The following is a 14,344-nucleotide window of genomic DNA, read 5'->3' on the forward strand; positions in this document are numbered from 1 at the left end:
CCCTTAATCTCAGGTATAGAACTTAATATTCCTTCCTGTCTCCACCATCCTTGAAAACTATGAGAATCTGGATCATAGAGATAGTATTCTTCCACTCCATAACGTTGATAAAACAGTAGTTTTCGCTCCATTTCTTCTAAACTATTAGAAGGGGAGAGAATTTCAAAAACCACTTGAGGAGCGATATTATCTTCTTGCCATTGTTTATAGGAACCCCTTCTTCCTTTCGGACGACCAAATACTACCATAACATCGGGAGCAACCGGTCCAGTAATTTTCTTATCTTGGACGGGATACCAGAGGAGATCCCCCGCAATAAAAACGTTAGGAGAATTAGCAAAGAGAATCTCAAGATTTTCTTTGATTTTAACGATCCATTCATATTGTTCGGTATTATCGGCCATGGATTTACCGTCACTATCGGGGTATTCAATATCTGGATCAATAGCTGGTGTAAAGGTCATAATTTATGCTCTGAGGTTATTTGTCTGAAGATTATAATTCTAGCAGTGAGGTTATCTTTCCCTTGTAGTCCCAAAATAACATCGCCAATAAGGTTGCTCAAAATGTTTGTGTACTTTTGTTAAAAAGAAAAAGTTTTCTTGACAAAAAGAACAACTTGTGCTAGGGGATAAATCTCTAACTTGACAAAAATTCCCCGCACTAGAAGCTGATCGAGGATAGCGATCGAGCGTTATAATCGAGCCATTACCCCGCGCTCCCGGTCGGGAAGATAAATCTATTATGACCGCTCTCTACGAGGAAGATTTTGTTCTCTGGACGGAAAAAACCGCCGAACTGTTAAAGCGAAAAGAGTTTGACCTGGTGGACTGGGAAAACCTGATCGAGGAAGTGGAGTGCATGGGAAAAAGCGAGAGACAGGCAATAACGAGTTTATTAACCGTTTTAATCGAACACTTGCTCAAACTATCCTATTGGGAATCGGAAAAAGAACGGAATGCCCGTCACTGGATAGTGGAGATCGCGGCTTTCCGATCGCAATTAGAACAAAAAATAGATAGTGCCACCCTCGTCAACCATGCCCGCGATTCTTGGGAAAAAGCCTATTTAACCGCTAGAAAATCCCTGATTAACGCCAGAATCGTCGATAAAAATGCGATTCCCCTAGAGTTTATATTCACTCTCGAACAGGTATTAGACGGGGATTGGTTCCCGATCGATATCGAACCTTTTTTGGAAACCCGTCCATAAATTGCAGTCATATCCCCGCAAAAAGATTAGGATTATCAGCGAATATAACCGAATATGCAAGATATCGAGCAACTCCGCCGCCAACTCATCGAACGCTACCAACAATTATCGGCACTCGATCAGGTGATCGTCCGTTTTTTTTCCCTAATCTATGAACCGATCGCCCGCACCACTTTTCTAGACTGTTTAAATGAAACCCCTTACCGCGACGAGAAAAACCGGCGATTTAACGGCCAAACCCTGAAATCCCATTTAGATCGCCTCCTAGAAGCGGAAGTAATCACCCAGGACAAAGGCTACGGGCCGCGCTGTCATCCCCTCCTCGTCGAGATTGCCAGCCGTGATAGCGTTAGTAAAGGAGAATTCAAGCGTTTTGCCGAGATTATCAAGGACAAACTGCCGCAACCCCGGACTCGTTGGGATGAAAGCCTAGTTTTTCAGGGAAAAGAGCAATTAATCCGAGAAATCCGTCTGGCCATCTATAGTCAGGATTTCGACTCGATCGAACAACAAATCGCCGATTATCAGAAAACCAGCTATTCCTCCTCAAAAACCAGCCTAGAAGACCTTCTCATCCTCATCTACGATAACCCCTTCGATGGGGATTGGTTACGGACGCAACCGACCAAATTTCAAGCCTTAGCACTAAATAGCATTCTTGTCAAGGCTTTTGAAAAAATGACTCGCGCCAATGGGGCTTTTTCCCTCCTAGAAGAACTCTGTCAAGACCAGACCAGTGTTTCCGAAGCCCATTTGTGGCTTGAACAGGCGATCATCCGAGGACAATACGATAAAGTGCGTCGGTATCTCGATCGCCCCTTCCCGGAAAGCCAAGCAGCAGCAATCGGGGCGATAAGGGGTTGGATTGCCTTTCTAGGCGGGGAAAACAGCAAAGCGATCCAAGAATATACCCTCGCCCTTAAAGCCCTAAAAAAAGCCAAAGGAAAACAAAAAATCTATTTTTCTTCGATTAGCGGCTTCTCCTTTATTTTCGCCCTCCTCAAAGAAGGAACCCCCGAACGTCTCGCCGAAGCCGCCAGCTATACCAATTGGGTGACGCGTCAAAACGATCATCCTTTCCGCCCTATCTATGCCCGTCTGGAAAAAATCATCGCTGCCCGTCAGGGAGATATGCAGGCCAAAGACGCAATCATCGACGCGACGATCAATCCCTACCAAATCGGCCAGGGTCTAGAGACTCTTATCTGTAGTATCTGTCTCTACTGGATGAGTAGCAGCATCGCTAAAAAACATCTGCCCCGCCTACTCTTGCCCCTCTACAAAGATGCCAAGGCGGCCGGCTACCATTGGTTAGCCCTAGAAACCGGGGCCCTACTGTCCCGACTCGATCGAGCGCCGGAAGCGGAGGTGCTTAAAAACCAGCATCTCCCTTCCCCCCTGGTGGATGCGATCGAACCCCAAGAAGCTTGGCAACTGTGCCTGAATGCCTTGACTAATCTGTGTGCGCCAACACCAACCCCGGGTAAATCTAACCCCGTCGTCCGCCTTGCTTGGTTTATCACTATCCATTCCGAGGATTATTTCCTGCAACCAAAAGAACAGAAACTCGACGCGCGGGGTAATTGGAGTCGTGGCCGTCCCGTCTCCCTGAAACGTCTGCGAAAAACCGGGGAAATTGACTATTTAACCCCGCAAGACCTGAAAATTTGCGCCCATATCTTCGTGGAATCCAGTTACTATGGCCAGAACGAGTATCACTTTGAGTACCGGGCCATTATCGAACTGATCGGTCATCCCCTGGTGTTTTGGGAAGATTCCCCCAGAACGCGGGTAGAAATCGTCGCCGGAGAACCAGAATTGCGAGTAAGAAAGGAAAAATCGGGTAAATTAATCCTCTCTTTACTGCCCGATCTCAGCGATCGCCAAGAAGTGCTGATTTGGAAAGAAACCCCCACTCGCGTTAAGGTAATCGAAGTCAAGCCGGAACACCGAAGCATCGCCGACATTATCGGCAAAAGCAACCGCCTAGAAGTCCCCGACAAAGGCCGGGAAAAAGTCCTGGCCGCGATCAATTCCCTGTCCGGGATAGTGACAGTACATTCCGATATCGGCGGAGGAAAAGCAGCCCGGTCAGTGGCAGCCGATAGTCAACCCCGGATTCATCTCTTGCCGGCCGGAGAGGGTCTAAAAGTGGCGGTTCTCAGCCGTCCTTTTGGGGCAGCCGGTCCCTACTTCCAGCCCGGAAAAGGGGGAGAAACAGTAATCGCCGAGATCGAGGGGGAACGGCTGCAAACAACTAGGGATCTGGCCCTAGAGAAAAAACTGGCCCAAACAGCGATCGATTCTTGTCCGATCCTGATCAGTTTTGAGGAAGAAAACGGGGAATGGCGGCTAGAAAATCCAGAGGATTGTCTAGATCTACTGCTGGAATTGCGGGAATTAAGCGATAGTGTCCTTGTGGAATGGCCGGAAGGGGAAAAATGGCGGGTGACGCGTCAGCTTCGATTACAAGACCTACACCTAAATATCCACAGTCAACGGGATTGGTTTGCCGTCAGTGGGGAACTGCACCTAGAGGAGAAATCAGTCCTGAGTATGCAGGAGTTGATGAAACTGCTAGAGGGATCGCCGGGGCGGTTTATTCCCCTCGGAGATGGTCAATTTCTCGCCCTAACCGAGGCATTTCGGGAACGGTTACAGGAAATGCGTGCTTTCTCGGAAAAGTCCGGCGACGGTTTGCGGTTTCATCCCTTCGCTGCCCCGATGCTCTCGGAACTCACCGAGGAAGTGGGACAACTCAAGGCCGATAAACGTTGGCGCGATAATTTACAACGCTTTCAGGAGAGTCAGGATTTTACCCCAGAAGTCCCCTCAACTCTACAGGCAGAATTGCGCGACTATCAACTGGAAGGCTTTCGCTGGTTAGCTAGACTGGCCCGGTGGGGGGCCGGGGCCTGTTTGGCCGATGATATGGGATTAGGGAAAACTTTACAAGCTCTGGCAGTGATCCTAACCCGCGCCTCCGAGGGACCGACTTTAGCGATCGCTCCTACTTCAGTATGTTTGAACTGGATTAGTGAGGCGGAAAGGTTCGCACCCACCTTAAATATCATCCAATTGGGAACAGGCGATCGGCAAGCGCTACTTGATCGACTGCAACCTTTTGATCTGTTGGTCTGTAGCTATGGGTTATTACAGCAGGAAGAAGTGGCCACCATGTTGGCCGGGGTGGAATGGCGGACAATCGTTCTCGATGAGGCCCAAGCGATTAAGAATTTCTCCACCAAGCGATCAAAAGCAGCCATGAATCTGCGGGGGGATTTTAAACTAATCACCACAGGAACACCGATCGAGAATCATTTAGGGGAATTATGGAATCTTTTCCGTTTTATTAACCCCGGATTGTTGGGGTCTTTGGAAAGTTTTGATCGCCGTTTCGCCACCCCGATCGAAAAATACGGCGATAAAACCGCTCGCGAACAGTTAAAAAAACTGGTGCGGCCTTTCCTTCTCCGGCGCACAAAAAACCAAGTTCTGGCGGAATTACCGCCCCGTACCGAGATTTTAGTCCCGATCGAGTTAAGCAGCGAGGAGAAGGCGTTTTACGAGGCCTTACGGCGGCGCGCTTTGGAGAAATTAAGCGAGAGTGACAGTACCGCCGGGGCAAAACATCTCCAGGTACTGGCAGAGATCATGAAATTACGCCGGGCCTGCTGTCACCCGCAGTTAGTGGCTCCAGATTTGGATTTAGCCGGCTCGAAATTATCTCGTTTCGGGGAAATTCTGGATGAGTTATTAGATAATCAGCATAAAGCGTTGGTATTTAGTCAATTTGTCGATCATTTAGCAATTATCCGCAGTTATCTCGAGCAACGGCAGATAAAATATCAATACCTCGATGGTAGTACCCCAGCCAGCGATCGGCAGAAACAGGTGAAAGCGTTTCAAGCAGGGGAAGGGGACGTATTTTTAATTAGTTTAAAAGCCGGGGGGACAGGATTAAATCTCACCGCAGCCGATTATGTTATCCATCTTGATCCCTGGTGGAATCCCGCAGTGGAGGATCAGGCCTCCGATCGCGCTCACCGCATCGGCCAAAAACGTCCGGTGACGATTTATCGCTTAGTGGCCAAGGATACGATCGAGGAAAAAATTGTCGATCTGCACCACCATAAACGCGATCTTGCCGATAGTTTATTGGAGGGAACCGACGCCAGCGGCAAGTTATCTACCGACGAATTATTACGCTTAATGGCCGAGGGATAAAAATATCCCCGACGCAGTTTAAACTAACTTTTTGATAGCTGCTACTAACTGCTCGATTTCTGAGGGCAAAGTGAAATAATGAACACAGGCACGCACCGAGAGGGGATCGAGGAGAGTTCGCAGTAAAAACCCTTGTTTTTCTAGCTGTTGCACTAAATTTTGTGGGCTGATGGCCGAGTCAATTTGAAAGGAAACTAAACCGGATTCTGGCGGAGAATTTTTTAAACATTTCACCCCTTTAATTGTGTTTAATTCTCCCCAGAGATAGGCCGCTAATTGACAGATTTTTTCGTATCTTTGTCCCCCATCACCCCAGGCGTTATGTACCGCAATAGTTGCCCTTAAACCCTCAAATTGAGGATAGGCAGAAGTGGCCACTTCAAAGCGTCTAGCATCGGGTTTCCAACCGATAGGCTGTCCTTGCTTATCTGTTTCAATACCTCGCCAACCGATAAAAGTGGGCTGTAAACTGGGAAAAATTTCGGGACGAATATACAATCCTCCCACACCGGCCGGTCCACACCACCATTTATGACCCGTAAAAGCATAACAATCGGCGGCAGTGGCGCTTAAATCCAAGGGCAAACAACCCACGGATTGGGCAGCATCCACCACCACTAAAACGGGTTTTTCGGTGACAGAATTATCATGACAAAGTTGCGAGATTTCCTTGAGGGGTAAAACCTGTCCAGTATTCCAGAGAACATGACTGACCACCAAAACCCTAGTTTTGGGACGTAAATGAGCGGAAATCACTTCTATCGGGTTGCCGCCGTTTAAAGTTTCCCGAATAGGACAAGTGGAGATTTCCAGATGATAACGACGGGCAATTTCCCGAACTGTGGCGATAATTCCGGGGTGTTCACAATCGGTTAGTAAAATATGTTCCCCCGCTTGCCAATCAACCCCCCAGAGGGCGATATTACAGCCTACAGTGACATCCTCGGTGATAGAGAGAGTGCTGGGGCTAATTCCCAATTCTTGCGCCATTTCTTGTCTGAGAAGTTCCGTTTTTTTGGTAATCCAATCGTTTACCCGTCCTGAAAACGGCCCCTGTTGTTGGAGAAAATTATGGGCATCGATAATCGCTTCTAATCCGGCCTTGGGCAAGGTTCCCTGACCACCGAAATTAAAATAAACTTTATTACTAAGTCCCCGAAATTCCTGTCTTTGTTCGGCTAAATCCGGTTTACTAACGGCGTAATCGAGGCTATTTTCGTCTAAATTCTGCATAAGCGAGGAGATGGGGGGTCAGTTATCAGTTATCAGTTATCAGTTAGAAGGTGTTGGGTTTTGGGGTTTTAGGGTTTTAGTTGAATTCCCCATTTCCCCATTTCCTGACGACCGACGACTAACGGCTAAATTCTATCGACGGATTAAGACGGATTAAGTCGCAATTGTCACAATAGTATTAAAGTAGAGGAAACATACCTGCTAAGACAACTTAAGTCAATGAACCAAGAATCCCTCGCATGAGCGCTTCGGGGAGTGTCAACAAAATCTGGGCAGACAGGGCCTACCCAATCATAACTATTTACTGGGAGGGTTAGAAGCGGAAGGACTGCGATCGATGACTTGATCGATTAAACCATAGTCTAGAGCCTCTTCGGCGGACATAAAGAAATCCCTTTCCGTATCCTCGGCGATGAGGTCGAGAGGTTTACCAGTATGACTAGCTAGGTGTTGATTAAGTAATTGTTTGAGATAGAGAATTTCTTTGGCCTGAATTTCGATATCGGTGGCCTGACCTTGGGCGCCGCCGAGGGGTTGGTGAATCATGATCCGCGAGTTGGGTAGGCTCATTCTTTTGCCCGGTTTGCCGGCACTGAGGAGAAAAGCCCCCATACTGGCGGCTAAACCAATACAAATGGTGCTGACATCGGGACGGATTTGATTCATGGTGTCAAAAATCCCTAATCCGGCCGAAACGGAACCCCCGGGAGAGTTGATATACAAGTAAATATCTTTTTCAGGGTCTTCTGCTTCTAGAAAGAGTAATTGGGCGACGATTAGGTTAGCCAGGTCGCTGGTTACTTCTTGTCCCAAAAAGACGATTCTTTCCCGGAGTAGTCGGGAGTAGATATCGAAGGCGCGTTCGCCCCGGCCTGTGGTTTCAATAACGGTAGGAATCATTGCGCTTTCTTGTCTTGCTGCTGCGGTTAGTCTTTTGATTGTAACTTAGGGAATGGGGGATAAGGATTAGGGGATAGGGGAAGTGGGAATTATGAATTATGAATTATGAATTGGGGGGTGGGGAAGTGGGGAAGTGGGAAATTTCAACTAAAACCCTAAAACCCTAAAACCCCTAAAACCCCAACACCTAAACCCCAACAGCTAACGGCTAAAAATAATCTTCTCGATGGCATCTAGGGCGGTTTCTAGGTCATCGTTGACGATTTGATAGGGGAATTCCTCGCTGGCGGCTAATTCTTCTTGGGCGCGTTCCAGACGACGGGCGATCGCCGTTTCGGCATCTTTGCCCCGGCCGCGCAAACGACGTTCTAATTCCTCGAAACTGGGGGGTAGGATAAAGATTCTCCTCGCTTCGGGGAAGCTTTCACAGACCTGTCTGGCTCCCTCTAATTCGATTTCTAGAATTACGGTCTGGCCTGCCGCTAATTGAGCGGCGATCGCTGATTGGGGTGTCCCATAGTAGTTGCCCGCGTATTCGGCCGATTCGAGAAATTCTCCGGCTGCCATTTTCTCCTCGAAACTGGGACGGTCGAGAAAATAGTAGTCTTCCCCCTCAATTTCACCCGGTCGAGGTGGGCGCGTAGTGGCGGATACGGACAGGTAGAGGTTAGGGAAACGAGTTAGTAAATGCCGGACTAGCGTACCCTTGCCCACACCGCTAGGGCCGGTAATGACAATTAATTGACCGGGTTGCATGGGGTTAATAACTTAGTTGCTACTATTAACAGGCGCTTCCTTGTTGACCACGAAACGGTGAGCCACGGTTTCCGGTTGAATGGCCGACAGCACCACATGACTAGAATCGGTGATGATCACCGCACGAGTCCGTCTTCCGTAGGTAGCATCGATTAAACAGCCTTTATCCCGAGCATCACTGATGATGCGTTTTATAGGAGCCGATTCTGGGCTAACGATGGCGATAACCCGATTAGCGGAAACAATATTACCGAAGCCGATGTTGATCAGTTGTATATCCATAAGTTAACAAAGGTGCAGTCCTTTGTACAAAAGAGTGTGGAGGTATGATTACAATGTTATCGAGAAAGATTTAGCCTTACAACGCTAAAAATAACATTCTTAATCACATTTTAGTATTTTTTCAGGTTTTTTGCGATTTTAATTAAATTTGTTTACACGAGTCTCTATCTTAGGGAATAAAAAGGCAAAAGTCGGGAAAATTAGGGAATTTTGGGGGTGTGGGGTGATGGGGTGTAGGGTGTGGGGTGTAGGGTGTGGGGTGTAGGGTGTGGGGTGTGGGCTTCGGCCGTGAGCTCAGCCGAACGGGTGTGGGGTCTGGGGTGTGGGCTTCGGCCGTGAGCTCAGCCGAACGGGTGTGGGGTGATGGGGAAGTGGGCTGATGGGAGCTTTTTTCAGTGATCAGTAAACTGAAAACTCACAACTGATCAGTGATCACTGATCACTGATAACTGATCACTGTCAAGAATGTCCCCAGCAATGGCATGATAATTATGGTAACTAATAAGTATTCTCTATCCTTGGTGGGTGCGTTAGACTATGGGGTTTGCTGATCTATCGATCGCTGATATTGCGGCAGAGTACGATCTGGCCGATGAATCTGTGTTGTCACTTTGCGACCAATTAGGCATCTCCTATAAAGATCGGCAGACTAATCTCGCCCTAGAAGATGCTAAAGCAATTATCTCACTGATTTTATCCCAACGCTCAGGAGTAACCACCTCGAAAACGGAAACGTCCCCTTGACTTTATTCCCAACTGCGATCTTCTCGGTGTCCGTGATCACTTAGAATCGATCGATACCCTCCCAGAGGAGAAAATTTTTTAGTCACCTTAAAATTCCCTTTCTTGGAACAATTGCGAGTAGGAGAACAATGATCAAACGTTTGATTGTGGCAGCGATCGCTGTAGTCTTTTTTGTATTACAATTCAATCTTAACGGCGCTAGTGCCTTAGAACTCAATGAAAAAACCCTCACCATCACCCTCAATGATGCAGGGGAATCGGTGACTTTGACTTCTGAACAAGCGACGGAAGGACAGAAACTTTTTGTCGCCAATTGTACTAAGTGCCACCTGCAAGGTAAAACCAAAACTAATAATAACGTCAGTTTGGGTCTGGCCGATCTGGCAAAAGCGGAACCTCCCAGAGATAATCTGTTAGCATTGATTGATTATCTAGAACATCCCACCAGTTACGATGGTGAAGATGATCTCAGCGAATTTCATCCCAATGTTAGCCGTCCCGATATCTTCCCAGAATTACGCAATCTGACCGAAGATGATGTGTATAACGTCGCCGCTTATATGTTGGTTGCTCCCCGTCTAGACGAGCGTTGGGGTGGTACAATTTACTTCTAAATTGCCCTCCATATATCCCTCGATCCCTCTAGATTTCTAGGGGGATTTTTGATTAGATAGCAAATAGTTGTAAAAATTCTTTGAGTTCATTTAATACCTCATGCTCAAAGTTCCAAATATGACGTTTGTTTTTCATAACATAATCAAATCCATTCATACTGCATTTCCTGCCAGCTTGTTTTTTGTCTTCTGTGGAACAGGTATCAAATCGTAAATAGTTACTAATCCAAAACTTATCAAAATCTTTGTCTTTAATCGATTTTTCTTGCTTGTTTAAACAATTTCTCCAGTCTTCTAAACAATCCGCATAGGTGGAATCTTGACTTTTAATCTTCTTGAGAACTGTTTCTAGTTCTCCTTGTCCTTCCACATTGGTAAAATAACAAGCAAATTCTGTGATTTGATCTTCTATTGTTGTCAATCTATAAAGCTGACTGGTTTTCCTAATATCTTCCGCTTCTGGATACACCTTTTTCAGACAATCGTTAAGCCAATTTAGTCGCTCTGTCTTAGTATCAGAATCTTGATCGATAATAATACCAACTTTAGGGATAGCTTTTTTACCAAGAGTCGCCTTAATTTCATCGAAAGTGCTGGTTAATTTAGCTTGATCTAAACCCTGTAAACATTTATAGTCATCTTCCTCAAAGCAAATCGGTTTATCTAACTGAATTTTGTTAATATTTAAGTATTTTACTAGGGCTTCGATAAAAATTTTATCATTCTTGCTCTCGACGATTAATAAGTTACTCACCTCTCACCTCATTGCCATGTTTTAAGGCGTACTCTAAAGTGCTTAATTGTCTTTTAATACCAATAATTTTATCAGTTCTGGGACTCCTTGCTAGTTCAAAATAGGCCCCCTGTTCTGGATAATATTCTAACCCCACATCGGCAAAAGCTTGGATCATCTCTAAACTATGGGTTGTGGCAAAAATTTGGCTATCTAGTTCGATAGCTAATCGGAATAAAGTTTTCCAAATATCTGGGTAAGCAGTATAGTGAAGACCATTTTCTATTTCATCGATAAAAATAATTTTTTGCGGATTAAGCAGCAGAGCAAAAATCATCTCTATCAGACGATTAATGGCTTCACCAAACAGAGATATAGGTAAGCGTTTTGTCTCTTTTCTTTTCAGATATAGATTTGGTTCGCCCAGAAAAAAACTTTCTATTTTCTCAATAGAAGGATCGAGAATTTGTAGAGCTTTTAGCACTTCTTCTTCCTGTTGATTAAAAACTATTTTAGTATAGGACTCGCTCAATTCTTCCAAAGATTTATTGACAGATGCAGCAATGATTACTGGTTCCTCATCACCTGGATTAGGTAAAGCGAGTATTCCCTCAGAACTAGCAATTAAAAAATAGTTCAGTTGACCATCATTTGAGTCATGATCATGGTCAAAACTTGTGTGAATATTTAAGATGGAAATAACTGATTTATTTTTAGCGATAAAATCGTATAATTTTTGTAAGTCTTCAGAGATGCCTAGAACACTATCTTTAAGAGAACCAGAAATCGATATTTTTACCAATTTATCTCCTTGGTTAGATTGGGAGCCTTTTAACTCAATAATATTTTTTCTATCAAGATTGAATAATAAATCATCCCAAGCATTTTTGGGAACAGCCCGAACAACTGCTAAAGATTGCCTACGAATGATTCCTCTGATGTAGGGATGAATAGTATTTGGATAGGGATAACTATACAAAAATATTGCCTCTAACAGGGCAGTTTTACCTGAATTGTTTTTACCGCCAATTAAATTAACTCGCTCAAAACCTTCAATTTTGGTATGCTCAAAACATCTAAAATTACTAATTTCAATATCCTTAATCATGTTGACCTCTGGGCTGAATAAGCATAAACTTAGGGGTAGGAATAAAGCTGGCAAGATAGGGATTTTTTTACTTAATTCTAGACGAGAATCGCCGCCAACTCTCAAACCGGTGACTATCCCCCACCGAAACTGCCACCCTAAGAGATAATAGAGACAGGGATTTATTTACATTTCTTCATCATGGCTAGAGACTTACGAGGATTTATTAAGCTTTTAGAAGATCGTGGCCAATTACGCCGCATTAGTGCATCGGTCTCTGCCGATTTAGAAATTGCCGAGATCGCTAATCGGATGCTACAGGTGGGGGGGCCGGCCCTACTGTTTGAAAACGTGCAAGGAGCAGAGTTTCCCGTCGCTATTAACCTGATGGGAACGGTAGAACGCATCTGTTGGGCGATGAACCTGAATAAACCCGAAGAATTGGAAGATTTAGGCAAAAAACTCGCCCTCTTGCAACAACCGAAACCGCCGAAAAAACTCTCCCAAGCGATCGATTTTGGTAAAGTGTTGTTTGATGTCCTGAAAGCCAAACCCAGCCGTAACTTTTTCCCTCCCTGTCAACAGGTGATTTTAGAAGGGAATGAAGTAGATTTAAAGAAAATTCCGATGATTCGCCCCTATTCTGGCGATGCAGGCCAGATTATCACCCTAGGGCTAGTAATTACCAAAGATTGCGAAACGGGAACCCCTAACGTCGGTGTCTATCGCTTACAGCTACAGTCTCACAATACCATGACCGTTCACTGGTTATCCGTGCGCGGTGGGGCGCGTCACCTGCGAAAAGCGGCGCAAATGGGCAAAAAATTAGAAATAGCCATCGCTTTGGGGGTTGATCCTCTAATTATCATGGCCGCCGCCACTCCTATCCCCGTAGATCTGTCAGAATGGCTGTTTGCGGGATTGTACGGCGGTTCTGGGGTACAGTTAGCCAAGTGTAAAACCCTCGATTTAGAAGTGCCGGCCGACTCAGAAATCGTCCTCGAAGGAACAATTACCCCCGGAGAGGTATTGCCAGATGGACCCTTTGGTGATCACATGGGTTACTATGGCGGTGTGGAAGATTCACCCCTGATTCATTTCCACTGCATGACCCACCGTCGCGACCCCATTTATTTAACCACTTTTAGCGGTCGTCCTCCCAAGGAAGAAGCGATGATGGCTATCGCTCTTAATCGTATTTATACACCGATTTTACGGCAACAGGTGTCGGAAATCAGGGATTTTTTCCTACCGATGGAAGCTTTAAGCTATAAAGCGGCGATTATCTCCATTGATAAGGCCTATCCCGGACAAGCGCGGCGAGCGGCCTTAGCTTTTTGGAGTGCCTTACCCCAGTTCACCTATACTAAATTTGTCATCGTCGTCGATAAGGAGATTAATATTCGCGACCCCCGGCAAGTGGTTTGGGCAATTAGTTCTAAAGTGGATCCGGTTCGCGATGTGTTTATTCTCCCGGAAACCCCCTTTGATAGCCTCGATTTTGCCAGCGAAAAGGTCGGTTTGGGGGGAAGAATGGGAATTGATGCCACGACAAAAATGTATCCCGAAACTGACCACGAATGGGGGGAACCTTTGGAGTCGGATCCGGCCATGGCGGTCAAGGTTTCCCAACGCTGGTCAGAATACGGTTTAATCGATATTAATTTACAAGAAGTAGATGCCAATAAATTTGGCTATGAAATGTAGATTTATTCGACTAAACTGTCAGCTAAGAGGCATTTTAAAAGATTTAGAACCTTTTCTTCTGACAAAAGATTCGCAAACTTCAGCAAAAATTATTCTACAGATAATGGTAAACCAAAACGTCAATGTAGAGATTGTGGCGATCAATTTAACACTACCTCAATTTTCTCAAAAAAATTGAGCCGCCCTTAGGCGGGAAAGACAGAAGAGCAAAGGGCAAAAGAGCAAAATAAGGGAGGGTTAAAGTCCCAGAAAGACACACACAAACCAAATGATAAAGGTGATGCGTTACGGCGGATTGTTAATTTTAGTTTTTTGACTGAATTGATAGCCGCAAACACGCACCCTACACTCTACTAAAAGTGGGAGTTTTTCAACCCAAATTTTCTGGTAAAATGATTAAGGATAATTGGCCAAAACTGTATGAGGATTTAAGCTTGTGATCATCAAACAGTTAGAAGAGCAACTTCTTGCCCTCAAACCTAGGGAAAAAGTGCAGGTAATCCAGTTACTCGCTCAAAGTCTTGGTGGTAATTGGCAGGGAATTGAGAAAACCCCTAGAGTTTGCGGCGGACAAGCCTGCATTGCCAATACAAGAATTCCAGTTTGGGTGTTAGTAGAAGCTCGTCGTCTTGGTTATAGTGATGCTGATTTGTTAACAAGCTATCCGACACTAGAACTATTGCAAATTAATTATATGTTATAATGATGGGTTAACTAATTTTTTTGGGAAAATTAGTTAACCAGTACATTCGTCCTGAATGAAAACTTGAAGTTTAACTTTTAACTCAAAACTCTTTAGAGCTGCTTTAATTTGGTTATCAAAACCTCTTTATTTAAGCGGCACAAACT

At 45.3% G+C, this 14,344-nt stretch carries 13 protein-coding genes; 6 read left to right on the forward strand and 7 right to left on the reverse strand.

Annotation, left to right across the window (positions count from 1 at the left end):
- The coding region (locus tag ACOCD9_RS21170; protein ID WP_419548366.1) for a Uma2 family endonuclease at nt 1-464 on the reverse strand (464 nt) is incomplete at its 3' end.
- Between the two features lie 277 nt (nt 465-741).
- On the opposite strand from ACOCD9_RS21170, the gene ACOCD9_RS21175 reads away from it, so the two are divergent.
- Both ACOCD9_RS21175 and ACOCD9_RS21180 read left to right on the forward strand, forming a co-directional pair.
- Nucleotides 742-1,212: a DUF29 domain-containing protein gene (locus ACOCD9_RS21175; RefSeq protein ID WP_104395358.1), complete on the forward strand. Its 471-nt coding sequence runs from the start codon at nt 742-744 to the stop codon at nt 1,210-1,212.
- Nucleotides 1,213-1,266: 54 nt separating this feature from the next.
- Complete coding sequence (locus ACOCD9_RS21180) at nt 1,267-5,439, forward strand: DEAD/DEAH box helicase (RefSeq protein WP_419548367.1); 4,173 nt, start codon at nt 1,267-1,269, stop codon at nt 5,437-5,439.
- A gap of 18 nt (nt 5,440-5,457) precedes the next feature.
- Here ACOCD9_RS21180 and ACOCD9_RS21185 read toward each other — a convergent pair whose 3' ends face one another.
- The 4 genes from ACOCD9_RS21185 to remA all read right to left on the reverse strand — a co-directional run bounded on the left by ACOCD9_RS21185 (nt 5,458) and on the right by remA (nt 8,610).
- On the reverse strand, nt 5,458-6,672 hold the full coding sequence (locus ACOCD9_RS21185) for an aminotransferase class V-fold PLP-dependent enzyme (RefSeq protein ID WP_419548368.1): 1,215 nt from the start codon (nt 6,670-6,672) through the stop codon (nt 5,458-5,460).
- 297 nt (nt 6,673-6,969) lie between these two features.
- Nucleotides 6,970-7,611 carry an ATP-dependent Clp endopeptidase proteolytic subunit ClpP gene (gene clpP / locus ACOCD9_RS21190; protein ID WP_287703461.1) on the reverse strand — a complete coding sequence of 214 codons (642 nt, stop codon included), beginning with the start codon at nt 7,609-7,611 and terminating at the stop codon, nt 6,970-6,972.
- A gap of 162 nt (nt 7,612-7,773) precedes the next feature.
- Complete coding sequence (gene gmk / locus ACOCD9_RS21195; protein ID WP_419548369.1) at nt 7,774-8,328, reverse strand: guanylate kinase; 555 nt, start codon at nt 8,326-8,328, stop codon at nt 7,774-7,776.
- 12 nt (nt 8,329-8,340) lie between these two features.
- Nucleotides 8,341-8,610, reverse strand: coding sequence for an extracellular matrix/biofilm regulator RemA (gene remA / locus ACOCD9_RS21200; protein WP_002737924.1), 270 nt, complete (start codon nt 8,608-8,610; stop codon nt 8,341-8,343).
- A 537-nt stretch (nt 8,611-9,147) separates the two neighbouring features.
- Here remA and ACOCD9_RS21205 point away from each other — a divergent pair.
- The gene (locus ACOCD9_RS21205; RefSeq protein WP_287703452.1) at nt 9,148-9,354 is read left to right on the forward strand and encodes a translation initiation factor IF-2; all 207 of its coding nucleotides are present in this window, start codon (nt 9,148-9,150) and stop codon (nt 9,352-9,354) included.
- Between the two features lie 128 nt (nt 9,355-9,482).
- Entirely contained in the window at nt 9,483-9,968 is a 486-nt protein-coding gene (gene psbV / locus ACOCD9_RS21210; RefSeq protein WP_004163381.1) for a photosystem II cytochrome c-550, read from the forward strand.
- Nucleotides 9,969-10,020: 52 nt separating this feature from the next.
- Here the strand turns inward: psbV and ACOCD9_RS21215 are convergent, their stop codons facing one another.
- On the reverse strand, nt 10,021-10,722 hold the full coding sequence (locus ACOCD9_RS21215) for a DUF3226 domain-containing protein (protein ID WP_150976146.1): 702 nt from the start codon (nt 10,720-10,722) through the stop codon (nt 10,021-10,023).
- A complete protein-coding gene (locus ACOCD9_RS21220) occupies nt 10,715-11,809 on the reverse strand; it encodes an AAA family ATPase (protein WP_419548371.1) in 1,095 nt (364 codons plus the stop codon). Before ACOCD9_RS21220 ends, ACOCD9_RS21215 begins: the two co-directional genes overlap by 8 nt.
- A gap of 180 nt (nt 11,810-11,989) precedes the next feature.
- Between ACOCD9_RS21220 and ACOCD9_RS21225 the strand changes: the two genes are divergently transcribed.
- Together ACOCD9_RS21225 and ACOCD9_RS21230 are read left to right on the forward strand one after the other, a co-directional pair.
- Complete coding sequence (locus tag ACOCD9_RS21225) at nt 11,990-13,495, forward strand: UbiD family decarboxylase (protein WP_419548372.1); 1,506 nt, start codon at nt 11,990-11,992, stop codon at nt 13,493-13,495.
- A gap of 436 nt (nt 13,496-13,931) precedes the next feature.
- Nucleotides 13,932-14,198, forward strand: a complete 267-nt coding sequence (locus ACOCD9_RS21230; RefSeq protein WP_287703459.1) for a DUF433 domain-containing protein — start codon at nt 13,932-13,934, stop codon at nt 14,196-14,198.
- The last annotated feature ends 146 nt before the right edge of the window (nt 14,199-14,344 follow it).

Source organism: Microcystis sp., from assembly GCF_048564745.1.
Taxonomy (GTDB): Bacteria; Cyanobacteriota; Cyanobacteriia; order Cyanobacteriales; family Microcystaceae; genus Microcystis; species Microcystis ichthyoblabe_A.